The organism is Collinsella vaginalis (genome assembly GCF_900176655.1).
Lineage (GTDB): Bacteria > Actinomycetota > Coriobacteriia > Coriobacteriales > Coriobacteriaceae > Collinsella > Collinsella vaginalis.
Genome location: NZ_LT838844.1, coordinates 188,671 through 215,147 on the forward strand (window position 1 = coordinate 188,671; position 26,477 = coordinate 215,147).

18 protein-coding genes are annotated in these 26,477 nt (G+C 63.5%); 13 read left to right on the forward strand and 5 right to left on the reverse strand.

The genetic code is table 11. The annotated features are described in order from the left end of the window. Window positions 1-4: 4 nt before the first annotated feature. Both CAP13_RS07020 and CAP13_RS07025 read left to right on the forward strand, forming a co-directional pair. A complete protein-coding gene (locus CAP13_RS07020) occupies window positions 5-1,108 on the forward strand; it encodes an Archaeal ATPase (RefSeq protein ID WP_085830905.1) in 1,104 nt (367 codons plus the stop codon). 203 nt (window positions 1,109-1,311) lie between these two features. Continuing rightward, complete coding sequence (locus tag CAP13_RS07025; RefSeq protein ID WP_085830906.1) at window positions 1,312-2,742, forward strand: 6-phospho-beta-glucosidase; 1,431 nt, start codon at window positions 1,312-1,314, stop codon at window positions 2,740-2,742. 773 nt (window positions 2,743-3,515) lie between these two features. Here the strand turns inward: CAP13_RS07025 and CAP13_RS07030 are convergent. From CAP13_RS07030 to CAP13_RS07045, 4 genes are all read right to left on the reverse strand, one after another. Further along, window positions 3,516-4,343, reverse strand: coding sequence for an MBL fold metallo-hydrolase (locus tag CAP13_RS07030; protein WP_085830907.1), 828 nt, complete (start codon window positions 4,341-4,343; stop codon window positions 3,516-3,518). 123 nt (window positions 4,344-4,466) lie between these two features. Continuing rightward, window positions 4,467-5,894, reverse strand: a complete 1,428-nt coding sequence (locus CAP13_RS07035) for a PTS transporter subunit EIIC (RefSeq protein ID WP_085830908.1) — start codon at window positions 5,892-5,894, stop codon at window positions 4,467-4,469. 115 nt (window positions 5,895-6,009) lie between these two features. Then, entirely contained in the window at window positions 6,010-6,849 is an 840-nt protein-coding gene (locus CAP13_RS07040) for a PRD domain-containing protein (protein WP_085830909.1), read from the reverse strand. A gap of 355 nt (window positions 6,850-7,204) precedes the next feature. Then, window positions 7,205-8,557: a prolyl oligopeptidase family serine peptidase gene (locus tag CAP13_RS07045; RefSeq protein ID WP_245798944.1), complete on the reverse strand. Its 1,353-nt coding sequence runs from the start codon at window positions 8,555-8,557 to the stop codon at window positions 7,205-7,207. Between the two features lie 339 nt (window positions 8,558-8,896). On the opposite strand from CAP13_RS07045, the gene CAP13_RS07050 reads away from it, so the two are divergent. The 7 genes from CAP13_RS07050 (at window position 8,897) to nth (ending at window position 16,150) form a co-directional block, all read left to right on the forward strand. Beyond that, window positions 8,897-10,324, forward strand: a complete 1,428-nt coding sequence (locus CAP13_RS07050; protein WP_085830910.1) for a PTS transporter subunit EIIC — start codon at window positions 8,897-8,899, stop codon at window positions 10,322-10,324. A 132-nt stretch (window positions 10,325-10,456) separates the two neighbouring features. Further along, window positions 10,457-11,791, forward strand: a complete 1,335-nt coding sequence (locus CAP13_RS07055; RefSeq protein ID WP_085830911.1) for a glycoside hydrolase family 140 protein — start codon at window positions 10,457-10,459, stop codon at window positions 11,789-11,791. A gap of 297 nt (window positions 11,792-12,088) precedes the next feature. Then, a complete protein-coding gene (locus CAP13_RS07060) occupies window positions 12,089-12,577 on the forward strand; it encodes a hydrogenase maturation protease (RefSeq protein WP_179184994.1) in 489 nt (162 codons plus the stop codon). A gap of 88 nt (window positions 12,578-12,665) precedes the next feature. Further along, window positions 12,666-13,133, forward strand: a complete 468-nt coding sequence (locus CAP13_RS07065; protein WP_085830913.1) for a hypothetical protein — start codon at window positions 12,666-12,668, stop codon at window positions 13,131-13,133. A gap of 87 nt (window positions 13,134-13,220) precedes the next feature. After that, window positions 13,221-13,829, forward strand: a complete 609-nt coding sequence (locus tag CAP13_RS07070; RefSeq protein WP_085830914.1) for a hypothetical protein — start codon at window positions 13,221-13,223, stop codon at window positions 13,827-13,829. 84 nt (window positions 13,830-13,913) lie between these two features. Then, window positions 13,914-15,485: a DNA recombination protein RmuC gene (locus CAP13_RS07075; protein ID WP_085830915.1), complete on the forward strand. Its 1,572-nt coding sequence runs from the start codon at window positions 13,914-13,916 to the stop codon at window positions 15,483-15,485. Window positions 15,486-15,487: 2 nt separating this feature from the next. Then, on the forward strand, window positions 15,488-16,150 hold the full coding sequence (gene nth, locus CAP13_RS07080) for an endonuclease III (protein ID WP_085830916.1): 663 nt from the start codon (window positions 15,488-15,490) through the stop codon (window positions 16,148-16,150). Between the two features lie 51 nt (window positions 16,151-16,201). Here nth and CAP13_RS07085 read toward each other — a convergent pair whose 3' ends face one another. After that, the gene (locus CAP13_RS07085; protein ID WP_085830917.1) at window positions 16,202-16,948 is read right to left on the reverse strand and encodes a UTRA domain-containing protein; all 747 of its coding nucleotides are present in this window, start codon (window positions 16,946-16,948) and stop codon (window positions 16,202-16,204) included. Between the two features lie 270 nt (window positions 16,949-17,218). On the opposite strand from CAP13_RS07085, the gene CAP13_RS07090 reads away from it, so the two are divergent. The 4 genes from CAP13_RS07090 to mfd all read left to right on the forward strand — a co-directional run bounded on the left by CAP13_RS07090 (window position 17,219) and on the right by mfd (window position 26,168). After that, complete coding sequence (locus CAP13_RS07090; RefSeq protein WP_085830918.1) at window positions 17,219-18,826, forward strand: alpha-glucoside-specific PTS transporter subunit IIBC; 1,608 nt, start codon at window positions 17,219-17,221, stop codon at window positions 18,824-18,826. A gap of 147 nt (window positions 18,827-18,973) precedes the next feature. Beyond that, entirely contained in the window at window positions 18,974-20,317 is a 1,344-nt protein-coding gene (locus CAP13_RS07095) for a 6-phospho-alpha-glucosidase (protein ID WP_085830919.1), read from the forward strand. 74 nt (window positions 20,318-20,391) lie between these two features. Beyond that, window positions 20,392-21,024 (forward strand): hypothetical protein, encoded by a 633-nt coding sequence (locus CAP13_RS07100; protein ID WP_085830920.1) that lies wholly within the window; start codon window positions 20,392-20,394, stop codon window positions 21,022-21,024. A gap of 1,559 nt (window positions 21,025-22,583) precedes the next feature. Then, window positions 22,584-26,168: a transcription-repair coupling factor gene (gene mfd / locus CAP13_RS07105; protein ID WP_085830921.1), complete on the forward strand. Its 3,585-nt coding sequence runs from the start codon at window positions 22,584-22,586 to the stop codon at window positions 26,166-26,168. Window positions 26,169-26,477 lie beyond the last annotated feature (309 nt).

The following is a 26,477-nucleotide window of genomic DNA, read 5'->3' on the forward strand; positions in this document are numbered from 1 at the left end:
ACACATGGTCGAGCTACGAAATCCATTCACGCCAACGTTTGGCATCGTCCCACCCTTCATGGCGGGACGCAGCCACCTCATCGACGACATCCTTCGTGCTCTCGACAGCGGACCCGGAGACCCAAATCTCTCCACCATGTTCATCGGCGCACGTGGAACGGGAAAGACCGCATTGCTCTCGTATCTTGCCACCGAAGCGCTCGGGCACGGTTGGATTGCGGTGAGTGTTGCTGCTACGCCGGGCATGTTGGAAGACATCTACGAGCAGACGTGCGAGGTGGCGGCCGAATATGTGGATCGCGAGGACCTCCCGCGCATTAAGGGTATGAGCCTCGGCAGGATTCTCAGCGTCGAATGGGAGTCGCCCCGACCTGACGAGGGAAATTGGCGCACGCGCATGACAAGGCTACTCAAGGCGCTGGAGGCATACGAAATAGGCGTGCTGTTCACGGTCGACGAAGTCTCCGCCTCGTCGGATGAGATGATCGCATTCGCATCGACATATCAGATGCTCGTGCGTGAGGGGAGACGCGTCGGCTTGCTGATGGCAGGCCTACCTCATCAGGTTTCAGGGTTGCTCAGAAACGAGTCGGTCTCATTTCTCAGACGCTCGGTTCAGCACAGCCTAGGCAACATCCCAGATCAGGAGATTGCTTTCGCGCTGCAGCGGACAGTGGAGGGCGGCGGACGCCATGTCGACGACGATGCGCTGAATATAATGGTGAGCGCTGTCGGAGGTTTTCCATACATGATGCAGCTTGTCGGCTTTCGCGCTTGGGGGATAGAACCGGACAGCCCGTCTATCACCCCACGTGCGGCTCAACAAGGGGTCGAGCTTGCCCGCGGCGATATGGAGCAGCGCGTCTTCGCTCCAACATATTACGAGCTGTCCGAGGGGGACCTGCGTTATCTTCGGGCGATGCTGAAGGATGAAGGCGTCAGCCGCACATCCGATATCGCGCGCCGCATGGGCGTGACGAGTAATTATGCCTCGCAGTACCGGCTTCGTCTCGTGGAGCAGGGAGTGGTGGGGGAACGGGGCCGTGGTAAGGTAGCCATCGAGCTTCCGTATTTCAAAGAATACCTGAAGAAGCGATTGAACGACTAGGTGAGCCCCGCTCGCTCATCAGTGTGCGGAAATCAAAGGTCTCAAAAGGTCTCAGCTGCTGCAGCGTGCCATGGGCTGCCAGCGGAAAGATGTGTCGAATCGCCCTCCACCGCTTGAGCGCGACCCCCGGGGTGCCCCATACTAATTGAAAGCACCTGCAGCTTGCACGCCCCGGATGCAGGCTCCAGACGAAAGGACGAACCATGGGTTTCCGCAGTGACTTTCTATGGGGCGGCGCCACCGCCGCGAACCAGTGCGAGGGCGCGTTCGACGAGGACGGCCGCGGCCTTGCCAACGTCGACGTGATGCCGCACGGCCCCGAGCGGTTCGCGGTGGGCGCTGGCGACCGCAAGATGCTGTCGTTCGAGGACGGCTACTACTATCCCGCGCAGACCGGTATTGACTTCTACCATCACTACAAGGAGGACATCGCCCTCCTCGCCGAGATGGGGTTCAAAACCTTCCGCATGTCGCTGGCCTGGACGCGCATCTTCCCCAACGGCGACGAGGCAGAGCCCAACGAGGCCGGGCTCGCCTTCTATGAGGACGTATTCCGCACCTGCCAGAGCTACGGTATCGAGCCGCTTGTCACCATCACGCACTTCGATTGCCCGATCCACCTGATCAAGGAGTACGGCGGCTGGCGCAACCGCAAGCTCATCGGCTTCTACAAGAACCTCGCGACGGTCATCTTCAACCGCTATAAGGGTCTGGTCAAATACTGGCTCACCTTCAACGAGATCAACATGATCCTGCACCTGCCGTTCATGGGGGCCGGTTTGGTGTTTGAGGAGGGCGAGGACAAGGCCGCGGTCGAGTACCTGGCAGCCCACAACGAGCTGGTCGCCAGCGCCTGGGCCACTAAGATCGCCCATGAGATCGATCCCGAGGTGAAGGTCGGCTGCATGCTGGCTGCCGGAACGTACTACCCGTTCTCCTGCCGTCCGGGGGATGTGCGCGAGGCGCAGCTCAAGAACCAGGACAACTACTTCTTCGTCGACGTGCAGAGCCGTGGGTACTATCCGGCGTACGCCCTCAAGGCGCTCGAGCGCAAGGGTATCGACGTCGGTATGACCGATGAGGACCGTCGGATCCTTGCTGAGAACACGGTGGATTTCATTTCGTTTAGCTACTACTCCACGCGGTGCGCGGCCGGTGCGGACAACCCTGATGTTGAGCCTACCCGGGGCAATGCCTTTGCGGGCGCCAAGAACCCGTATCTGCAGGAGAGCCAATGGGGCTGGGCGATCGATCCGCTCGGCTTCCGCATCACGCTGAACGACCTCTACGATCGGTACCAGAAGCCGCTGTTCGTGGTGGAGAATGGTCTTGGTGCGCGGGATGTGGTGGAGCCCGACGGTTCCATCAACGACGACTACCGCATCGACTACCTGCGCCAGCACATCCAGGCCATGCGCGATGCCGTGACCGAGGACGGCGTTGACCTGCTGGGTTACACGACCTGGGGCCCGATCGACCTGGTGAGCGCTGGGACGGGCGAGATGAGCAAGCGCTATGGCTTCATCTACGTGGACCGCGATGACGAGGGCCACGGCACGCTTGCGCGCTCCAAAAAGAAGAGCTTTGACTGGTACAAGCACGTGATCGAGACGAACGGCGAGGATCTCGGGTAGGTTGCGGGGCAGTGTGCTGCTGCCCTCGTCCTTTTCGATAGGGAGTACGGCGCCCCTCAGCCTCAGGCACGAGGGGCGTTTTGCTTGAAAGCCCATGTATGCATAATTTTAAATTTAATTGACTATTTTAGTCTGTGCATCATGAAACCAGGACCGAACGGCGACAGGGGTCTAGTAGAAAATGTCAGATCTGAGTCAATTCAGGGGTGCTTCGCGATGTTTTCCCACCGACTCGACGTCCGCGACGGGAGGAGCACTTTTAAAATGCCAGGATAATTGATCGAGCTTGGCCATAGAGGGCGGCTTGCAAGATTGTTCTCTGTCCGGAGGGCGCTTTACGGGCAGTGCATACCGGCCCCCCGGACTCAGATCTGACATTTTCTACTATTACGATCCTCATAGTAAAATCAATGAAATAAAATATTGAAAATATAAACTAAAAAATAAAATATTTAAGTATATCTAACCATGAGTCCTTAAAAGAGATTACTTTTAAGTAAACCAGGCGCGCCAATGCCGGAGCGCTTGATTACCAGGACAGGATTTACGGAGCTCTGGAGCGGCCAACATTGAAGCTGGCAGAGTACGCCATGCCAAATGAAACCCAGGTACCTGCCAAGATCCAGGAGCGGGCTCTTCCATACGAAGAAGGCCCTCTCCGCCATCTGACGGAGAGGGCCCGTGTTGAACTCATCCGGGCAGGCACCAATGAGGGGCTGACGCCAGCGATATGGGAATGTAACGAGCTTCGACCAGAACTGAACCGATCGCAGCTACCGAATCTTCTCCTCGATGTACATGATGTTGCCCTCGCCGCCATCGATGCGGGCGCGAGAGACCGGGTCGACGGCCTTGGCCATCAGCGTTTTCATGCCGGCGAACTCCGCCGGGAACGCATCATCCTCACATGCCATGATGAGTGAGCAGAGCTCGATGTTGGTGCTGAGAATACTCTTGGGCGACTCGCAGGTTCCGTGCTGCCGCAGGACCCGATCCCATAGCCCCTCGTGTTGCTTGAAGGCAAGCAGACTCTCGCGATATTCCGTGACGGTCGATGCCTCCTCAAACACGATGAGCGTCCCGACGCCGCAGGCATCGCCAAACAGGGCGACGCGCTCCTCGAGCACCACGGGAACCATCATGCCTTGCGTATGCCCAGGAACATGAAAGAGGCAGACGGTTAGATCGCCGAGATTGAACGTTTGGCGATCTTCGAGTGGGAGGAAATCGCTTCGTGTTGGGACGAACGCGTCATCCGATATGTCTGCTATGAGTTCTGCCGAGGTGGTGGAGAGCATAGCACGGCGAAATTCGATGGTGGTATGCCGCACATTGAGTTCAAGATCAGCAGGATGCATATACGCGGTGTCAAATTCGGCCGCGCCTGCAGCATGGTCAACATGGCCGTGGGTGATGACCACGTCATACGGTTTGCCTTGCAGTAGCGATTCCACATAGGAGCGCAGGCCTCTAAATCCGTATCCCGTGTCTACGAGCAAGGCACGTTTATCGCCCACAACCAGATAAGTGCATACGTCGCTTCCGTCTGAGAGGCGCATTATTCGATCGGTGATGGGTGTTGATGCATATGCGATGGTCATAAGGTTCCTTTCCTGGGGCGCCCGATGTCGTCCATTTTGCAAGGGCCGCACTTGTTGTCAGATTTAGTGAACCGTGCTGTCTCACTGCAGCGAACGTATATAACGTTCTTTTTGTTGTAAAAATCAGGGGCGCTCACCCACCGGGCCATGTTCAATCTCATCCTTGGTGAACCCGAAGAACCAGGTCACGATGAATCCGGCGACAAACCCGGCGGCGGCAGCGATGCACGCGTTGACCAGGTTGGCCGTGCCGCCCCCCACGTAGATCAAAATATTCAGGACGTTTGCAGCTCCGCCAGGGATATAGCAGGTGAGGCCGAGCGCTCCGCCTACAAGCCCGGCAACCGCGGCGCCCAGGATGCTGCAGACGATAAGGCGACGATAGCGGAACATCATACCGTAGATGAAGGGCTCGCCCACGCCGCCGATCCACTGCGCGACAATGTATCCGAGAGTCATCTCCTTCTCGTGCGGGTCTTTCAGCTTAAGCACCGTGGCGAGTTGTACACCATATGCAGCCCAGAGGCCAATTGTTGTATTGGCGAGCACAAAGTTGTCGTAGCCCACCGCAGCGAAATTTGCGATGGCGATCATGATGATCGCAACATGCATTCCGGTGATCACAAGAGGTAGCCAGACTGCCGCAAGGAGCGCAGCGCCGATCACCGTCACGATGCCGCCTTCTGAACCAAGGAAGCCGAATACGACGGAGAGTCCTGTGCCTGCCCAGTATCCGAGGGGCCCGAGGAGGCAGAGGGCGAGCGGCACCGCGATGGCCATCGTGAGGAACGGCGTGAAGACCGTCGACAGCGCATCAGGCATGATCTTCTTCAGTCCACCCTCAATGAAACGCATAGTGAAGACGGACAGGAGAATCGGGATGGCCGTCTGCGCATATAAGCCCGGCGTGGCGGGAATGCCGTAGACCGAGAACGAGGCCCCTTCGGTCGCCATGGAGACAAAGGAGGGCTCGATCATGATCCCGCCCATGAAGGCTCCGAGGATGGGCGTCACGCCGAGGCACTTCGCAGCATTGAATCCAAGGTAGATAGGCAGGAAATAGAAAGCAGCGTTGTACAGCATGTTCATGAGCACAACGAGATCGCTCTCGTCGCTCATGAGGTTCAGCATGGTTGGGCCAACGACGACCCCGATCGTCTTGAACAGGCCGGCGCACATGAGCAGGGGGATCAAGGGGGTCATGGATCCGGAAAGGTAGTTCAGGATGTTGTTTCCGATGACCGCCGGCGTGAGCTTTCGCCTCTCGCCATCAAGATTCTCATCGATGGCGTCTTGCTTGGCAAAGCCGCCGAGGGTGCACAGCTCGTCGTACACCTTCAGGACGTTCTGCCCGATGATGACCTGCAGCTGCCCGCCGCTTTCCTGAACGCCGATCACCCCGTTGATTGTCTTGACGCGGTTAAGGTCAACCACGGACCGGTCTTTCAGGTTGAAGCGAAGCCGGGTCATGCAGTGGGTTACGAAGGTGACGTTGGCGCTTCCACCCACGGCATTGAGCACGTCGGACGCGATCTGCTTGTTGTTCGCCACGACTACTCCTTTTCTCGATTTGCTGCCTGGAGATAGCAGGCAGCCTACGGATATGCCTATGCCCTGGACGACGTGCGCGCGGTGCCGCCCCCGGATAGCTGCTGGCCTACATGGCTCACGTGGTTGTGGATGCTGAGCACATGCGGTTGATATGGAGGATCAGGTAGAGCCTCTCCTCCTCAGTGAGGTCCTGTCCGTATGCCTCTTCAATGAGCGCGGCGATGCCGTCGACGCATTGGGCGGCGAGCGGGTTATCTGTAGAAGCTGAGCGGTACAGCTCCAAGTTGGCGCTCTCAAGGTGCTCGCCCGATGCCACCCGGCGCAGAAGATACTGCATGTGCGTTGCGAACCGGGCGAATCCGAAGCCGTCGCGGTCAACGGAGCTCTCCGTGACTCGCTCGATAATTCTGACGGCCTGATCGATCATGTTCTCATCGTTGACGGCGCCTTCAGTCCGGGCGGCACCGGCGCTGGCGTATGCTCCGTTGATGATGCACATGGCGATCCCCGCCATCTCGCTGGTAGGAAGGGCGATGCCGAGCTGCGTCTTGATCCGCTTCAAAGCAAAATCGGCGATCTTGCATTCGACCGGGTAGTTCTGCTGAAGGTCGTAGGCGAGCGGGGCCTGTACGTAGAGGCCCTTTTTCGACCGCACGATGGCGAACGCGACGTGATCGGCCAAGGCGATATCAAGGTTGGGGCTGAGCTCGTAGGGAAGCAGGCTGCGGGCTGCATCCGCCACGGAGGCGGCGAGCTCGAGGCAGTCCTCGGGGAGATCGCGTATAAGCTCGACATAGCGGGGATCGATGTCGTAGAAGGTTCGATCGACGAGATCGAGATCGAGCTCGCTCCCCACGGGCACCGCGCTGATGCCGCAGCCGAGGGCGACGACCTGGTTGCCGCCTCCATCAATGCAGAGCACCGCGTTGTTGTTGATACGCTTGATCACGTTCATGCGGGCTCCCCTCGGCAAGAAAAAACTCTCGGACAGACATACTACGGCCGATAATGGCGCGGCCGCGTTCAGTCTGCCTCGAGAGCTCAGCTCGAGTTACACCCTGAAGGTGGTTGGAATCGTAGTCCAATCGAAAAACAGCGTCAACAGATGCGGGGCACCTACCGTTTACGGTGAATTTCAGGCCGTTTGAGGAGCAGGGTCGAATGCCGTGCTCGGCAACCTCCTAGGAATTTTTATTCCATCCGAACCGTACCGTACGCAAATCAGTTTCGTACGGTACGGTTCAGACGCAAACGGGGATCATGCTCTATGATGTGCGCACCAACCGCTGTGACCAGCGAAAACCCGCCGTTTATCGCCGCTGATGCGCGGTCCACTCCCACAGCCCAACGGGCTCGCCGTCGAGCATCACGTTCGTGCCGTCGAGCTCCGTGCGGCAGAAGTCGTTATACACGTGGATCCAGACCCCGTGGCTGAACACCTGCTTGGGTGCTCCGTCTGCCTCGCGGTAACGGCCGGTGAGATCCTCCACATGGTCGAAGTAGGTGAGGTGCACCGGTGCCTCAACTTCGTGCAGGCGATGATAAAGGGGAAGCACGGTCTCAGCGGGGTTCACGGCCTCGTCTCCCTTGGCGTGCACGAACCATAGCGGCGTCTTGGCGAGCGCCCCTATCACCTTGGGCGTCTGGTTCTCGTCGAAGAACGGCGCGCAGACCGGGACGCCCGCGGCGAAGAAATCCGGGTGGTCGGCGCACATGCGAACGGTCATGAACCCGCCGTTTGAGAGTCCGCCGATGATGATGCGGCTGGTGTCGACGCGATCCGCATGCGCGGTGATGAACTCATCGATGAGCGCCTTCAACGGTTCGCTGTAGATGCTCACGTTGGATCGGCCGAGCTGCTCCACGCCGTCGTCCATCCAGAACGTCGGGCACTGCGGCACAACCACCCAGGCGGCCCCACCAAAGTACCCCTGGATCTTCTCCTGCGAGAGCGCGGTCACGCGGTTGCCGGTGTAGGCCCGCTCAACTTCGTCCCCGCCCTCGCCAGCGCCGTGCAGCCAGACGATGAGGGCGGCGCGCTCGGGTTTTTGCACCTGCCGCTTAAACGGTCCCGCAGGCGCCTCCCCCTGGCTGAAATCGGGTTCAAAGAAGCCGTACGAGAGCTGGATCCCGTTGACCGCCTGCGCCATGCGCGCCTCATGCCAGCCCGTAAGCGCGGGGCAGAGGCGCTCCGTGCGCTCTGTGTACACGAGCCCGCAGGTGGGATCGGGCTCGCCGGGGAGGGGAGCCGTCTGGGTGATCCGGAAGCGGTGCTCAACGAAACGGCCCTGCATGACGGTGCCCTCGATCGTCTTCGTCAGGCGGCATTCGGGAAGGACGAGGGCCACATGCCCCCCCTCGGGGAGTCGGTGCCCTGCGGCATCGCAGGGATAGGCGTTAAGGACAGGGAGGTAGCCGCGGGAGGGAACCGCGCGGTCAGCCCCGCGCTCCGTGCGCATCAGGATGCCCCCGGACGTCTCATGCCGCTCGACGTACACGTTGAACGGGACGGGGTCGAGATCGGCATCGCGTACGGGCGCAGGGAGCTCGAGCACCGCAGTTGAGATCCACGGACCAAAGTCTCCCAATTCGGTGACGGTCGCGAATGTTGGATGGAAGGAGCCCATGCAGATCACCTGATTCTCTTGAAGGTGGTTAAACATGTTTAGTATACCGAAATCAAGGAGAAGAGGAGGATTCAGCAGAGTGCGACGGAGAGCCGCGAAACAGCAAAAGAGGTTCAAGATGCGGTAAATCGCGAGGTAAAGGCAACAATACGGGATACTAGCCAGCTGCAGCATCCTCGGTTCCCGCATATGTAAACACGCGTTTAGTAACGTTCACCGCTGCTTTCCTACCGTTTACGGGGAAACCCTTAGGAATCTGTTCACTCTGACGTAGGATACATGATATAAACGTTCAGTAAACACATATGAGGTTTGCTGAAAAGACGCGGACGGGCAGAAAACCGCCCGGCACCGCGGATACGAAAGGGAGGGCCCATGGCCGACAACAAACAGATCGCCACCGATGTCCTCGCGTTGGTGGGCGGCTCCGGCAACGTGAGCACCGCGACACATTGCATGACCCGTCTCCGCCTGACGCTGCGCGACTGCTCCCAGGCCGATGCCGATGAGATCAAGAAGGTCAAGGGTGTCCTCGGCGCGCAGTGGTCGGGGTCGCAGCTCCAGGTCATCGTGGGCCAGAACGTGCCAAAGGTCCTCGACGAGTTCGTGGCCATCTCAGGTGTCACGCGCGGCGAGGCCGTGGACGAGAACCTCGACGCCCCGAAGGAGAAGCTGACGCCGGCCGTCATCGGCAACCGGATCCTCGACTACCTCTCCGGCTCCATGACCCAGCTGATCCCCCTGCTCATGGCCGGCGGCCTCTTCCGCACCTTCGCGGTCGTCCTCGGCCCGCAGATGTTCAACCTCATCTCCGAGACCGACCCGACCTATACCTTCTTCTACACGACCCTCTACGAGGCGACCTTCTACTTCCTGCCGATCTACCTCGGGTATGCGGCGGCGAAGAAGCTCGGCGCCAGCCCCGTGCTCGGCATGCTGACCGGCGGCCTGCTCATCGCGCCGAGCATCGTGGCGGCGGCGTCTGACGGCGGCAGCGGCATCGTGAGCGTCTACGGCATTTCGATCGCCGCGGCGAAGTACGGCCAGAGCGTGCTGCCGATCCTCCTCACCATCCCGGTGCTCTACGTGGTGGAGAAGTTCTTCAAGAAGCACATGCCCGACGTGCTCTCGACCGTCTTCACGCCGTTCTGCACGATGATCGTCACCGTGCCCATCGCCCTCATCGTCCTCGCGCCCGTCGGCAACGAGATCGGCAACGTCATCGCCGGGGCCCTGTTCGGCCTCGCCGACATGGGCGGCATCGGCATCCTTGTGGTCATGGCCGTGCTCGGCGCCTTCTGGCAGCTGTTCGTCGTTGCCGGCATGCACATGCCGGTGATCCTCCTCGCCCAGGTGCAGATCGTCGCCCAGGGTTACGACCCCTTCGTCTTCGTGGCCACGAACTGCGCGATGGTCGCTGTGTGGGGCTGCGCCTTCGGCTCCTTCCTGCGTATGCGCAACAAGGAGGAGAAGTCGCTCGCGATCGGCTACGTGATCGCGGCCATCGCCGGCGGTGTGACCGAGCCCGCGCTCTTCGGCATCCTCATGCGCTTCCGCAAGACCATGCTCGGCATGTTCATCGGTGGCGCCATCGGCGCGGTCGTTTCCGGTATCCTTGGTGTCACGTACTACCTCGCCGGCGGCGCGTCCAACTTCATGGTCATCCTCAACTACTTCCAGGGCGGCCAGATGAACATCGTCTACGCGATCGTTGGCATGGCGATCTCCTTCGTGATCGCGACGCTCGCGGTGTACTTCACGGGCTTCTCCGAGAAGGATCTTGCGGAGATGGACGAGGCGTAATCCTCAGGTACGCGGAGGATCGTTGTACGCCCCGGGTTGCCACGCGCACGTTGGCTGCCCGGGGCGTGCGTCTTAGTGAGTTCGGTACCACGATGGACGTGTCGGAGCGCACCAGCTGAAAGGAGCTGCTCTATGAGCCTGGGAACGTTGACGGTGAACGACGCGAAGGACGGCTTCCTGCTCGATGGACGGCCGTGGTTCTGGCTCGCGGACACCTGCTGGAGCGCCTTCACGAGCGTCTCGCTCGAGGACTGGGACTACTACCTGGCGCGCCGTGCCGAGCAGGGTGTGAACGTCCTGCAGGTGAACACCCTGCCGCAGTGGGACCGCTGCCGTCCCGATCTCGGGATCTACCCGTATGCGAGCGAGGACGGCACGCGGTTCGACTGGGGGAGCCCGAATCCTGCGTACTGGGAGCGCGCCCGCACGATGGCGGAGATGGCCGAGGCCCACGGCATCCGGCTCGCCCTCGTGCTGATCTGGTGCAACGTGGTCCCCGGCACCTGGGGTGCGGCCATCGCGGAGAAGACCGGCTCGAGCCTCATGCCGGTTGAGGGGGCGTGCGCGCATGTGCGGCGCGTCGTCGCCGAGCTCGGCTCCTTTGATCCCGTCTACATTGTGAGCGGGGACACCGACTTCAAGTCTGAGGAGACCATCGCCTACTACGACCGCGTGCTCGATGAGGTTTGCGATGCCGCGCCCGGCGCCCTTCGCTGCCTGCATATAAACCGCGGGAACCGCACGATCCCCGAGGGGTACCTTGATCGGCTCGACTTCTACCTGTACCAGCCGGGTCACAATTACGCGGCCCAGTACGAGGCATGGCGCCTGCCCGAGGATCTGCGGGGAACCTATCCCAAGAAACCTATGCTCAACTCCGAGCCCTGCTACGAGCAGATGGGCGCCAGCCGGAACGTCTACTGGCGCTTCAGCGCCCATGACTGCCGGGCGAGCGCGTGGGCGGGCATCCTCGCGGGCGCCTCGGCAGGTGTGACCTACGGGGCCCACGGGGTCTGGAACTGGCAGACGAGCGCGAGCGCCGGAAGCGTGCTGGGGGAGGGCTTCGACGCGCCCTTCCGCTGGCAGGAGTGCCTGCAGTTCCCCGGTGTCTGGGACTTCGGGCTGATTCCCGAGATCCTGCGTGGCCTCGGCCAGGGGGAGGCTCCCTCGGTGCGTCCCGCCCAGGAACTGCTCGATGATGCCCGAGAGCAGATCCGCGTCGGCGCGGTTGGCAACAGTATCGTCGCCTATCTGCCGTTCGCAACGAAGCTCAAGCTCAAGGGCCTCGACGAGGTGCTGCCGGATGCAGCAGCCTGGAGCGCCACGGCGTTCGACCTCGAGACCAAGCGCCTCGCGCGGCTGCAGGTGGAGGCAGATTCAGAGGGCGATTGCCTCTCGGTTCCTCAGCATCCGTTCGAGCATGATGCGCTGGTGGTGGTTGAGGGGTTGCCCACTGAGCGGTCGTGACGGCATTGTGTAAATAGACATCTGTATTGCTCAGGCTGCTGCTCGCTTCGTAATCGGGGACAATGTGGTTCAGAGATGAGAACCACCCTGCAGCTCGTCTCAAGAGCCGGCTCGTGACTCGCCGGCGCCGAACCCGGACGTCTCGGAAGCGTCCGGGTTTTTGGTGTAGGGTGGATACGCGTCTGCCCTGATGATGTCGGCGGTGCGGCGTGATCGGTCGTCGCGCGGCGATTGGTGAGGCGCATGCGCGCCGTCCGCCGGCGGTCACGAGACCTGGTCCGTTGCGAGGGGAGGCCCATGGAGGTCGCGGTCATCTGCATTGGCAACGAGTACCAGCTCGACGACGGTTTCGGCCCCGCCGTCGCCCGCCACCTTCTGGAGCATTTCGTCTTTCCCAAGAACGTGCGGGTCCTCGACCGCGCCGTCATGGGGTACGCCATCATCCCCGACCTCATGGCGTGCGACGCTGCCGTGGTGGTGGACGCCTTTGACGGCACCGGTGCAGCCCCGGGAACCGTGCTCTCAATCGATGCGAATGACCTGGCGATATCGAACGAGATGATGTCGCTCCACCAGGTGCGTTTTACCGACGTCCTGTCATCGGCGCAGTTCATGGGGGCGCGATGCAAGACCGGCCGCTGTTTCGGCGTGCAGGTGGTGGACCTCGGCGCAGGGGCTTTGGAACGGGGGCTTTCTGAACCGGTTGCCGCAGCGGTGAAGCCATGTGCCGAGGCGGTTGCCAGGTACCTCCGTGATGAGTTGGGCTGCGAGGCTCGCCGCGCTTGAGGTTGCGCCGAGCCCTTGACGGTCGGTCCGCCTCCGGGCATGATGTCAGCACCCCCTTCACGCGCGCCTCCTGCGAGGAGGTTGCGTCATGGATCTATTTCTGGAAACCCCGCAGCAAGCTGCCGATCGCGAACGCCGCAGGATGCGTGCGCAGGCCTGGTCGGCGGACGGCGCCCCGTTGCCGGAGCTCTTTCGTCCGCAGCCGGTTTTGGACGGTGCGGGGTGCGACAAATGCCCGGATGCCACCGGTGGCGATCCTGGCGCTGTGCGTTCGCAAACAGCTGCAGACACCGCTCAAGTTCCCGTTCACGAGGCATACCGGGCGGAGATCGCCTTCGACCGCCAGCGGACACGGCGTCGGCTGCTGACGAACGTCGCCCGTATCGCGCTGATGGTCCTCCTCTTCCCGCTGCTGCTCGCGGCGGTGTTCCTCGCCTCCTACACCCTGACGCTCGTCGTGAACGGGGCCTCGCCCGATGAGGTCATGCAGCAGATCACCTCCCTGGCCGCGCGATTCGAGGGCTTCATCGGCACCGTGGCGGCCATGGTCTGGTAGGGAGTGGCGCCCCGATCGCGGCGATGCGCGTAAGATGGGCGGGGAGGTACGGGGTCAGAGAGGCCCTCAGCATCATGGAGGGGCGGCATGGCGAGTACGGTTACCAAGGTCGGGAGTTCGGACGACAGCGGGTTCACAGGGCCTCGGGGCGCGGAGATGGATGCTCCCTGCGGGGACGGCGTTCGGCCCCCCAAGCCGGCCCCGGGAAAGCGCCTGGTGGGGTACTGCCGCTCCTGCCGTTGTTTCCAGGAGCTCGACGCCTCCTGCCGGGACCACCTGCGCCATGACCGCCACCAGATGGCGATCATCTTGGAGCTTCCCCTCGATCGGCCGCTCTACCGCATCCCGGCGTTCAACTGGGGAGCCTTCCTGATGCCCCCTATCTGGGGCGCGGGCCACGGCCAGGTCTTCGCGGTGGTGCTCTACCCCGTCTGGATCATGGTGGACAACCTGATGTGGGCGGCGGTGCACGGGCAGGGGAGCCCGGTGCTCGCCGGCATCGCCCTCGCAGGGACCCTCGCGTTCATGTTCTTCTACGCGCGGACGGCCAACTACGTGGGATATATGCGTGTGGTGACGACGAAGTCCCCCGATGAGTACGTGGCGGGGGAGCGCCGGTGGGCCGTGGCGATGGGCGTGCTCGCGGCGGCGATGGTTGCCTTCGCCACCTGGTACAACCTTACGGTGCGGGCGTGAGGCTCGGCCGGCGCGTTCGGGGCGGGCGTATTGTGTCCGCACGGCTCCGTATAATGGTGCCGGTAACCACAAGGGAGGAAGTCAATGGACACAACCGTGATCATCCTGATCGTCGCGCTCATCGGGGCCGTGCTCGCGGCTGTTGCCGCCCTGCTCGCGGCACGGGCCCAGGCTGCGGCCGCTGAGCAGCGGGCTCAGGCCGAGCGGCTCCTGTCCGCGCTGGACGAGGCCAATGCCGCCCTCACCGCGCTGGGTACCGGGGTCACCCAGGCGCGGGATGACCTCGGCGGTATAGCGCGGCGGCAGGCCGCTGAATCAGCCGCCAGCCAGCAGCGCCACGAGGCCGCGCTTCATCAGGCCGCGCAGGTGGCAGACCGGACGGACTCCCTCCGCCGGGAGACGGAGGGCAGCCTCGCAGCCAGCCGCGACGCCCTGAACGCCCAGCTCACCGAGATGCGGGGCGTGGTCGACACCAAGCTCGCCGGCACCCTCGCCCGTCAGTCGAGCGAGCTCCGGGATCAGCTGGGCAAGTTCGACGAGCGCTTCAGCGGCTTCCAGACGCAGATCCAGGGCTTCCAAGACCAGGTCACCCAAGGTCTGAAGGCAAGCTCCGATGCCGCCACCAAGAGCCTGGAGGAGGTTCAGCAGACCGTCGAGCGCCAGCTCACCACCATCAGGAATGACAACGCCGCCCAGCTCGACCGCATGCGCGAGACCGTCGACGAGAAACTCTCCAAAACCCTGAACGAGCGCCTGAGCACCTCATTCAAGCAGGTGAGCGACTCGCTCGAGGTGGTCTCCCAAGGGCTCGGCGAGATGCGCACCGTCGCCTCGGGAGTGGGCGATCTGAAGCGCGTCCTCTCCAACGTCAAGACCCGCGGCATCTTAGGCGAGGTGCAGCTCGGGGCCATCCTGCGCGAGATCCTCTCGGTCGATCAGTACCTCGAGGACGTCGCCACGGTCCCTGAGAGCTCGGAGCGGGTCGAGTTCGCCGTCAAGCTGCCGGTTGAGGGCGGGGATCCCATCCTGCTGCCCATCGACTCAAAGTTCCCGGGAGACGCCTACGAGCACCTGCGCCAGGCGCTCGACGAGGGCGACGCCGAGGCCGCGTCCTCGGCCCGCAAGGTGCTTGAGCGCCAGATCAGGGCCGAGGCCAAGGATATCTCCGAGAAGTACCTGAGCGTGCCTGCCACCACGAGCTTCGGCATCATGTTTCTGCCCTTCGAGGGGCTCTATGCCGAGGTCGTCAACATGCCCGGCTTGGTGGAGCTGCTGCAGCGAGACTACCGGGTGAATGTCGCGGGTCCGAGCACCATGGCGGCGATCCTGAACAGCCTCCAGATGAGCTATCAGACCTTCGCCTTCCAGAAGCGCGCCGATGAGATCCAGAAGGTCCTCTCGGCGGTGAAGGCGGAGTTCCCCAAGTACCAGAAGGAGCTCGGGCGCGCGCTCAAGCAGCTCCAGACCGCGGAGAAGACGGTGAACGGCATCATCAACACGCGCACCAACATGATGGAGCGCAAGCTCAAGAGCGTCGTGGCCCTCGATGATCCGGCCGAGGCGGCTGCGCTCCTGGGTTTCAACGACGCTCCCGAGGTCGAGTTCGAGTCTGACGAAGATGTCGATGACGCCTTCGACGCCGAGAGCGAGGAGTAGCCATGCCACGTGAGTCAAACGCCGCGAAGCGCGAGCGGGGCGTCGAGTTCTGCGAACGCCTGAACCGCCGTTACGGGCCGGTCGCCGCCTTCCTCGACCATTCGAGTCCGTTTCGTCTGGTCATCTCGGTCCTGCTGTCCGCACAGACCACCGATGCGCAGGTGAACAAGGTCACCCCTGAGCTCTTCCGCCGCTGGCCCACACCGGAGGCCATGGCCGGCGCCACCGCGGAGGAGGTGGCCGAGGTCATCAAGTCACTCGGCTTCTACAAGACCAAGGCGAAGCACGCGGTCGAGGCCGCGCAGATAATCGTCGCGGATTTCGGCGGCGAGGTGCCCCGCACCATGGCGGAGCTCACGCGCCTGCCTGGTGTGGGCCGCAAGACGGCCAACATCGTCCTCAATGTGAGCTTCGGCATCGTGGAGGGCATCGCGGTTGACACACATGTGAATCGCATCGCGCATCGGCTGGGGCTCTCGCCCAAAACCCACGAGAAGGAGCCGCTCAAGACGGAGCAGGATCTCCTCAAGATCCTCCCCCACGAGTACTGGGAGAACGTCAACCACCAGTGGATCAGTTTCGGGCGCGAGATCTGCCATGCCCGTGCACCGCTCTGCGGCGAGTGCCCCATGACGGACATCTGCCCGAGCGCGCGGCTGGGGTAGCAGGGTTCTGAAGGCCCCCGGGGCCCTGCAGTCTCGCGCCCGCTCGAGCGGCTATGCGCGTCGATCCTGCGCAGGGCGCACCACGGTGTCGAGGTACGAGAAGAAGTACGGGTGCTGTCGCGATTCCGAGTACTCAAACATGATCCCGTTTGAGTCGTATGACTGGCTGCGCACCACGGCCACGGCGGGGAGCGAATCGGGCGGGGCGAGGAGGCGCCGGTCGTCCTCCGTGGCCGCCTCGATCATGATGGAGCGCTTGCTCGTCACGATCTTGAGGCCGAGCACCCCTTCAATGTATGCGTATGTGGAGCTCGCGGCGATCTCGGGTGTGAGACCGGGGATCTCACGGTCGAGCATGTAGGCCAGGTCGGTGGTCACAGGCACGCCGTCCGCCAGGCGCCGCCTGAAGATTCGCACCACCTCCTCGCCAACGGGGAGGCCGGTCGTCTTCGCCAGGCGGCCCATGACAGTGAGGCGCTCGAAGGCGAGCACCTCGGTTGATCCGTTGAACCCCATGCGGTCGGCCTGCTCAGAGAAGGACTCAAGGGAGACGCGCGACCACGTGGCGTCCTGCTCCTCATCCGGGTGCCAGATCACGCGTACGCCTTTGCCCTGTATGGGCTGAACGTATCCATCTTGGGCGAGTTCGGAGAGGGCGCGGCGGATCGTCGAGCGCGAGCAGCTGTACTGTTTCGCGAACTCGTTCTCCGACAGCAGGAGCGATTGGTACTGCATCGCCCCGCTCTCGATGCTGCGTTTGATATCCGAGTATATGGATTGAAACACCGCTTTCGGCATGTCGACTCCTCTGCGCGCATGCTTGTTCGAACATCATACCCAATAGGCTTCACGGGCTTGGTACGTTCACCGAGGGATTCCTACCGATCACCGTACACGCCCCGCTTCAAACCTTAACTTGTTCGAACAAGATGGCAAGATACATTCGAAACTTGTACGAACAAGTTAGCGGTATCTCAAGGCGCCAGGAGATGTTTACCGCTCGTTCGGACGGGTTCCGCCGTTGCCGCTTCGGAGGGAGGCGGCACAAGGGAAAGGGGATCTCCTGCCATGATGCAGAAAATCCAAAAGTTCGGTGGGGCGATGTTCACGCCCGTGCTGCTCTTCTCGTTCGCGGGCATCACGGTCGGCCTGGGCACGCTCTTCACCACCGAGGTCATCTTCGGCGCGCTCGCCGCGCCCGGAACGCTCTGGTACCAGTGCTGGAACGTCGTGCTTCAGGGCGGTTGGACGGTCTTCAACCAGCTGCCGCTCCTGTTCGCGGTCTCGCTTCCCATCGGCATGGCGAAGAAGCAGAACGCCCGTGCCTGCATGGAGGCGCTCGTCACGTACCTGACCTTCCACTACTTCGTGAACACCATCCTCACGCAGTGGGGCGGCTCGCTCGGGTTCCCCGATTTCGCGGACATGGAGGTCGGCGCGGACACGGGTCTCGCCCAGATCGCCTCGATCAAGACGCTCGACATGGGCATGATCGGCGCCCTCGTCATCTCCGGCATCACGATCGCCATACACAACCGGTTCTTCGACACCGAGCTCCCCGAGTGGCTCGGCACCTTCTCGGGCTCGACCTTCGTCTACATCATCTCGTTCTTCGTGATGATCCCGGTCGCGGCCATCGCCTGCATCGGCTGGCCCCATGTCCAGGACGGCATCCGCGCCTTCCAGGGCTTCATCATGGGCACGGGTCTCGCGGGTGTCTGGGTCTTCGTCTTCTCCGAGCGCGTGCTCATCCCCTTCGGCCTGCACCACCTGCTCTACAGCCCCTTCTTCTATGACAACGTAGTCGTCCAGGGCGGCATCTACGCCGCGTGGGCGAAGGCCCTGCCCGAGCTCGCCGCCTCGTCTGCGCCCCTGAATGAGCTGGCTCCCTGGGCCGCCTACACCGCCACCGGCTGGTCCAAGATGTTCGGCTGCACCGGTATCGCCCTGGCTTTCTACGCCACGGCCAAGCCGGGTAAGCGCCAGCAGCTCTTCGCCATGCTCATCCCCATCACGCTGACGGCCATCGTCTGCGGCATCACCGAGCCCATCGAGTTCACCTTCCTGTTCATCGCCCCGCCGCTGTTCGTGGTCCACGCGGCCCTCGCGGCGGCCCTCTCCACGGTCCTGAACGCCCTCGGCGTGGTGGGTGTCTTCTCCGGCGGCCTCATCGAGATGGCCTCGCTGAACTTCATCCCGCTCGCGGCCTCCCATGGCATGAGCTACCTCATCGCGCTCCTGGTTGGCCTGGTGTTCGTCGGCATCTACTTCGTGGTCTTCCGCTTCCTGATCCTGAAGTTCGACTTCAAGACGCCCGGTCGCGAGGACGACGAGGACGACATCGAGTTCAAGTCCAAGGCCGACTACCGTCGCCAGCAGGAGGAGCTCGGCGGCAAGGCGGCGTCCGCCGCGGCGGCCAAGGAGGCCGGCGTCTCCAAGAACGCCATCCTCGCCGAGAACGTGCTCGACCTCCTCGGCGGCAAGGACAACATCAAGGATGTCACCAACTGCGCCACCCGCCTGCGTGTGAACGTGATCGACGAGACCCTCGTGGCGAGCGATGCCGACTTCAAGGCGATCGGCACGAGCGGCGTGTCCAAGAACGGCAAGTCCATGCAGGTCATCATCGGCCTCAAGGTCGCCATGATGCGCGACGAGTTCGAGCAGATGCTCTAAACCGCCCGTCTGCCCGGGGCCTCGCGCCCCGGGCCCGGCTCACGGGGCACCGGTCATCCCGCCCCGCCGCTTTCGGTACCAACCGGACGCCGTACAAGGTCGCGGCGACGTCCTCAACAGGTATGCGGCCAGATTGAGAGGAACGTCATGTCTAAGAAGAGCTATGCGGTCACCATCGCCGGCGGCGGGTCCACCTTCACGCCCGGCATCGCCCTGATGCTGCTCAAGGAGCACGACCGCTTCCCGGTGGACAAGGTCGTCTTCTACGACAACAACGCCGAGCGCCAGGAGATCGTCGCCAAGGCCTGCGAGATCTACTTCAAGGAGAACGCCCCCGAGCTCGACTTCTCCTACACCACCGACCCGAAGGAGGCCTTCACCGGCATCGACTTCGTGCTGGCGCACATCCGCGTGGGCCTCTACGCGATGCGCGAGCAGGATGAGAAGATCCCGCTGAAGTACGGTTGCGTGGGCCAGGAGACCTGCGGCGCGGGCGGCATCGCCTATGGCATGCGCTCCATCGGCGGCGTGATCGAGATCCTCGACTACATGGAGAAGTACAGCCCCGACGCCTGGATGCTCAACTACTCCAACCCGGCAGCCATCGTTGCCGAGGCCTGCCGCGTGCTGCGCCCGAACTCCAAGATCATCAACATCTGCGACATGCCGATCGACCTCATGGACAAGATGGCCGTCATGTGCGGCATCAAGGACCGTCGCGAGCTGCAGTACAGCTACTACGGCCTGAACCACTACGGCTGGTTCACCGCCATCCACGACAAGGACGGCAACGACCTGATGCCGACCATCAAGGAGCACATGGCGAAGAATGGCTACCTCGACGGCATCGAGCGCGAGGAGGGCAAGGAGCAGCATATCGACGAGAGCTGGATCCACACCTTCGGCAAGGCCAAGGACGTGTACGCCGTCGATCCCGAGACCATCCCCAACACCTACCTCAAGTACTACCTCTTCCCCGACTACGTGGTCGAGACCTCGAACCCCGATTACACCCGTGCGAACGAGGTCATGGACGGCCGTGAGAAGCACGTCTTCGGCGCCTGCCGCAAGGTCGTTGAGAACGGCACCGCCGAGGGTGCGGGCTTCGAGGCCGACGCGCACGCCACCTACATCGTGGACCTCGCCTGCGCGCTCGCCGAGAACACGATGGAGCGCTTCCTGCTGATCGTCCCGAACGACGGCGCGGTGTCCAACTTCGACGAGACCGCGATGGTCGAGGTTCCCTGCATCGTGGGCAAGAACGGTTACGAGAAGATCTGCCAGGGCAAGGTCCCGCAGTGGCAGAAGGGCATGCTCGAGCAGCAGGTGTCCGTTGAGAAGCTCGTGGTCCAGGCTTGGGCCGAGGGCAGTTACCAGAAGCTCTGGCAGGCGCTGTCGCTCTCCGCGACGATTCCGTCGGCCCGCGTGGCGAAGCTCATCCTCGATGATCTGATCGAGGCCAACAAGGGGTACTGGCCCGAGCTGAAGTAGTATTGGTTCGTATGCCCGGGGCCCGTCGGCGCATGTCGGCGGGCCCCTTTTTTTGATTGAGAGGGGAGAGCGCCATGGCGAAGAGGAAGCGGGCCCATGCGGCGAGGCGCGGGACGAAGGCGGACCCGGAGCGGACCGAGCGGGCCGCTGAGGAGGTCCGTGGGAGTGCGACGTCCCATGGCGGCGCCCTGGGCGCGGAGGACGGGATCCCGGCGCGCTATGACACGCCGCGCGAGCGCCTCACGCGTCGGATCTTCATCGCCGTCGAGGTCGTGCTCGTGCTCATCCCCCTCGTGCACCTGGGGCTTGCCGGGGTGCTGAACGCCGGCGCTGCCGCGATGGAGAGCCTGCGGGTGATGATCGAGCAGAACCCGGCGTTCCTGGTGACCTCCATCGCAGCGCTGCTGCAGCCGTTCGTCGCCTACCTCATGCGGATCGCGTACCGCCATTACCTGAGGGACGAGGCCGGCTACACGGCGGCGAATCTGGTGGTCCTGCTCTGCGCCGAGGTGGCGCTGCAGAACATGGTTGGCATCGTGGGCATGGCGGTGCTGCTCTGGCGCATCTGGGGTCGCGCGTCTGACGACCTGGGCCCGTGGGCGTCGAGCCGCCGCGTGGGCGGCGTGCTCGCGGACATCTCGGGACCGCTGGTGGTCTTCGCGCTCGCCGCGCTCTGCGCGTACGCGAACATGCGGATCGGGGTTTAGCGCGGAGGTGGGCGCGGGGCTTTGAGCGCCTGGAGCATTGCCACGTGCCCGGGCCTCGTGCCGCATCGGGGGCCGGGCGCCGTCTGGTCGCCAGAGGGGGGGCTGGTCTAGGGGAGTCGCCTACGGGTCCTCACATAAAACGGCCTAGGAAACGTCATCTCGACGCGTCTTGCAGGCGAGGGATACGGGGGGCTTGCGCGAATGGCCTCGGGAACGTCATCTCGATGCCGGCCCCTGGCAAATCCCCTTAGTAACGCCATCCAAAGTACGTTTTCGACATCACTTCGGCACGCGGAGCCTGTGTCCCGTGTACGAGGCCGACATGGCGAAAAGGAAAACGTCATCTCGACGCTTCGTCCTGGCAACAGGGGCGGGGTGTGCGCCTATGGTCCAGAGAGTGCCACCTCGACGTCTCATGTGAACAGGGGATACGGGGGGCTTGCGCCAAAGCCCAGGGAAACATCATCTCGACGGTATCCTCAGGCAAATCCGCCTCGAAGTGCCCCCCAAAGTACGTTTTGGACGGCCGTTCCTGCGCCCCTTTGTATGCGGGGTCGTGTCCGATGCGCTCGGGACCGGCGACCAAAGACTTGAGGAAACGTCATCGCGATCTCGAGCCCGTTCTCATGCAGATCTTCGTCAAAGCGTCCTCCAAAGTACGTTTTGGACGGCCTTTTTGTCGGCCTGCTGACTCGCAGTGCCCTGCATCTAGGTGCACGCGGGGCCTGTGTCGCACGTTGCAATGCCGTTCCGGACGCTCAGGTCCGTGCCTGGATTCGCGCGCGGCCTGCCCCAGCTTCTACGAATCGCTCCGTTGTATCCTGCACCCGGATGCGTGCGTGGCCTGTGTCAAAGGCCCTGAAAAACGTCATCTCAACGGTGCTTACAGGCAAAAGCCTTTACCAGCGTCCTCCAAAGTACGTTCTTAGCGCTCATTCAGTGCGCATGGCCCGTGTCCCGTGCGCGGCCCCCTTCCATCTGAAACGGGATAGAGGTGGAGCCAGGTCTCGTTCGTGGGCTCGCATAGGGGAGGAGGCCTCAGAACGTCATCTCGATGCCAGCCTCATGCAAATCGGCCCCGAGCTGCCGTCCAAAACATACTTTGGAGGACTTCCCAGCCAGGTCAGGAGGACTTACCAGCCGAGCGGCCCCACAGCCGCCGCCCTCAAGACGAGTTCGCACCAAAGGCTTCAAAACGTCATCTCGACGCCTGTCTTAGGCAAATCGGCTTCAGAATGCCGAGTAAAACATACTTTGAAGGGATTTTCAGCCAAGCACCCTTCCAGCCAAGCGGCCTTGCAACCAGGCGATCCTGCGGCTGCCGCTTCCGGACGGGACCGCTCCAAAACCCGCCCGAACACGCCAGACCCGTGGAGCCAACCTAAACCAGCCCCGTGTCGCGCCACCGTTCTGTCCGCACGCTACGCTACAATGCCGTCAACAACCAAACCCGCGTCTGAACCCGTGCAGCCTGCCTGAACGGGTCTTTCGCGTTGGCGAACGGGGCGGACCGTGCCCGCTCCGATCACCCATCCAACAGCATCTGAGAAGGAGACCACGTGCTCATCCATCGCATCGCCGCGCAGCTCTACACCGCCGAGGCGCCGTGCATCGTCGAGGAGGCGCTCGCGTCCGGGCAGGACGCCACGCTCGCCGTATCGCAGTCGGCGCGCACGCTCATGGTGGCGGCGCAGTTCGCCCGGCACCCGCGCCCGGTGGTCTACATCGTTTCCGGCGAGGATGCCGCCGCCCGCGCGGCTCGCTCCCTCATCGCCTACCTGGGCGTGGAGCACGTGGCGCACTTTCCGGAGCGTACGGACCTTCCCTGGAGCGACAAGGCCGCCGACGATGCGGTGATCGCAACGCGCTCGGCGGCCCTCGGCCGCGTGGCCCGTGGCGAGGCCTGTGTGATGGTCGCCTCCGCACGCGCCCTCCTGCGATGCGTTCCGCCGCGCGCGAGCCGGTACTGGGAGTCCACATCGTTTTCGCTTCACGAGGAGTTTCCCTTTGAGGAAGTCTCCCGGCGGCTCGTGGGCATGGGCTACACGGCGGGCGACGCGGCGGACGCCCCCGGCCTCTTCCATGTGCACGGCGACACGGTTGACCTCTGGCCCGCTCAGGAGAAGGCCCCGGTCCGGCTCGAGTTCTTCGGCGACGAGATCGACCGCATCCGCCGCATGGTGGCCTCCACGGGCCAGACCATCGGCGATCTCGAGTCCGTCGAGGTCTACCCCTGCCGTGAGCTCGCGCTCGCCGACGACGCGGTGGCCCGCATCAGCCGCGCCCTCTACCAGCCCGCTCAGGATGACACGCAGCTCGCAGCCCTGCTCGAGCTCGTGCAGCAGCGCATCGCGACGCCGGAACTCGACCGCTTCTTACCGCTCCTCTACGAACGCACCGCGAGCCCGCTCGCGCATCTCGCCAACGATGCCCTTGTGATCCTCTCCGAGCCCCGCTCCCTGTTCGATGACTGCACCCGCGCCTACGAGGATCTCGAACAGCGCTCCGCGAACGCGAAGGTGGGCCATCTCGACGGGCTCTACGTGCGTCCGGCGGAGCTCGACTTCGGGGCCCAGCAGCGCTTGAACTACGTGAGCATCATCCGGGCGGGAGGCGCCGTCACCGCCGAGCTCAAGGTCGAGCAGACAGCCATCGCGGGATCGAGCTCGCGTTTCATCTCGCGCGTTCAGGAGGTTGTGGCCAACCGGTACGCCTGCGTCTTCGCGATCCCCGACCGCGGCGCCCGCGAGTCCATGGAGCTCACCTTCACCGATGAGTCGATCCCGTTTGAGGAGTCGCTCACCGCAGCACCTGAGAATATGGGCATGGTAGGGGAGAACGTCGAGGTCACCCTGCTCAAGCGCGATGCTGACGCCCTGAACGCCCGTGGCCTCGCCGAAGGGGCGGCCGGTCCCGCCGTGCCCACCAGCATGCGCGGCCGCGTGACCTTCGTGGACGCGGCCCTACCGGCGGGCACGGTGATCCCCGAGGCGCACCTCGCCGTCTTCTCCATATCCGACCTGAACGCCCGCATGGACGCGCGCCGCGCCCGCGGCCGCTCGCAGCGTCGACGGGTGGACGTGACGGAGGTCACCTTCCCCTTCAAACCGGGCGACTACGTGGTCCACGCCACCCACGGCGTGGCCCTGTTCGCCGAGATCGCACGGCAGGAGGTGGCCGGCCGCGAGCGGGACTATTTCCTGCTTGAGTACGCCGACGGTGACAAGCTCTACGTCCCGCTCGAGCAGGTGGACCGCATCACGCGCTACGTGGGCCCCGACGGCGCGAACCCGCGGCTCACGCGCCTGAACACCGCCGACTGGTCGCGGGCGACGACGAAGGCGCGCGCATCTGCCAAGAAGCTCGCGTTCGACCTGGTCGACCTCTACACGCGCCGCTCCTCGGTGACGGGCTTCGCCTGCCCGCCCGACACGCCGGAGCAGATTGAGATGGAGGAGAGCTTCCCCTACGAGCCCACCACCGACCAGCTGGACGCCATCGCCGACATCAAGGGCGACATGGAGAGCAGCCGTCCGATGGATCGCCTGCTCTGTGGCGATGTGGGCTTCGGCAAGACCGAGGTGGCCCTGCGCGCAGCCTTCAAGTGCGTGGACAGCGGCCGGCAGGTCATGGTCCTCTGCCCGACGACCATCCTCGCCCAGCAGCACTACCAGACCTTCTTCGATCGCTTTGCCCCCTTCGGCATCGAGGTGGAGGTGCTCTCGCGTTTCCGCACACCGGCGCAGCAGCGCCGGGCGCTCGCTGCGTTCACCGAGGGGAAGGTCGAGGTGCTCGTCGGCACGCATCGCCTGCTCTCGGCTGATGTGAACCCCGCGAACCTCGGCCTTGTGATCATCGACGAGGAGCAGCGGTTTGGCGTGCAGCACAAGGAGCAGCTCAAGAACCTGCGCGAGCAGATTGACGTGCTCACGCTCTCGGCCACGCCGATCCCGCGCACGATGCAGATGGCGATCTCGGGTGTGCGCGACATGAGCCTCATCACCACGCCGCCCACGGGGCGCCGGCCCGTCGCGGTGCACGTGGGGGAGTACGACCCCGACGTGGTCTCTGCGGCGATCCGCCTGGAGATGGGTCGCGGCGGCCAGGTGTACTACGTGAGCAACCGCGTGAAGAGCATCGATGACGCGGTGGACCGCGTGCACGAGGCCGCGCCCGAGGCCCGGGTGGGCGTGGCCCACGGCAAGATGAGCCCGCGCGAGGTGGAGGACATGATGATCGCCTTCGCGGCGCACGAGATCGATGTCCTCGTGGCCACTACCATCATCGAGAGCGGCATCGACAACCCGCATACCAACACGCTGCTGATCGAGGACTCGCAACGCCTGGGCCTGGCTCAGCTCTATCAGCTGAAAGGCCGTGTGGGCCGCTCGGCGGTGCAGGCCTACGCCTACTTCATGTTCCCCGGGGAGCTGCCGCTCACCGAGGAGGCCACCGAGCGCCTGACCGCGCTCTCCGAGTTCCAGGATCTCGGCAGCGGCATGCGGATCGCCATGCGCGACCTCGAGATTCGCGGCGCCGGTTCCCTGGTGGGGGCGGAGCAGCACGGCAACCTGTCGAGTGTGGGCTTCGACCTGTTCACGCAGATGCTCGGCCAGGCCGTGGCGGAGGCGCGCGGCGACGCCGGGGGAGCGGTGGAGGCGAGTGCGCTCACCCTCAACCTGCCTGATGACTTCTACCTGGATGAGGAGTACCTGCCGGCGGTGGACAAGCGCGTGCTCGTGTACCGGCGGCTTGCGGCCGCCGAGGATCTGGCCGCGGTAGACTCCGTGCAGGAGGAGTGCGAGGAGGAGTTCGGCCCGCTGCCCGACGCGGCGCGAAACCTCTTCGACCGCACGCGCCTGCGAATCCGCGCGGGGCGTCTGGGGCTCGAGAGTGTGAGCCTCACCGGCGGCAAGATCGTCTTCCAGGGTGTGGATGTTCCCAAAGACGTGGCGTTTGACCTGCGAGGAAAGCTGGGGGCGATCAACTTTCCGAAGAGCCGCAAGTTCACGGTGCCCTATCGTGCCGGAGCGGGCGCGGGCAGCGGCCTCGGCCGTGGGATCGACGCGAGCGCCGAGGGGGCGGGCGTGGTGCAGGTGGCCCTCGCGCTCACGGTGCTGCTCGGCGAGAGCGATGATGAGTAGGGGGCGGGTTCGTGGGCCAATGCGGGCATTTGAGCTGCCGGCGGCGCGTCCGGAGGGGACGGGGCGCAACAGTGCGCTCGGCCCGGTGCGGGCATTTGAGTTGGCGGTGGTGCCCGCGCTCTGTCCCAACCTCTCGGAAAACGTCAGCTCGAGTCTGTTTTCAGGCAAATACGTCCCAGGGGCCCGTCGAGATGACGTTTTGCACGGGCTCCATGCACCCCTGCCCACCCGGCCTTCTAAAACGTCATTTCAAACCTGTCCTCATGCAAAAGCGCTGAAGACCTGCGTCGAGATGACGTTTTGCGCGCC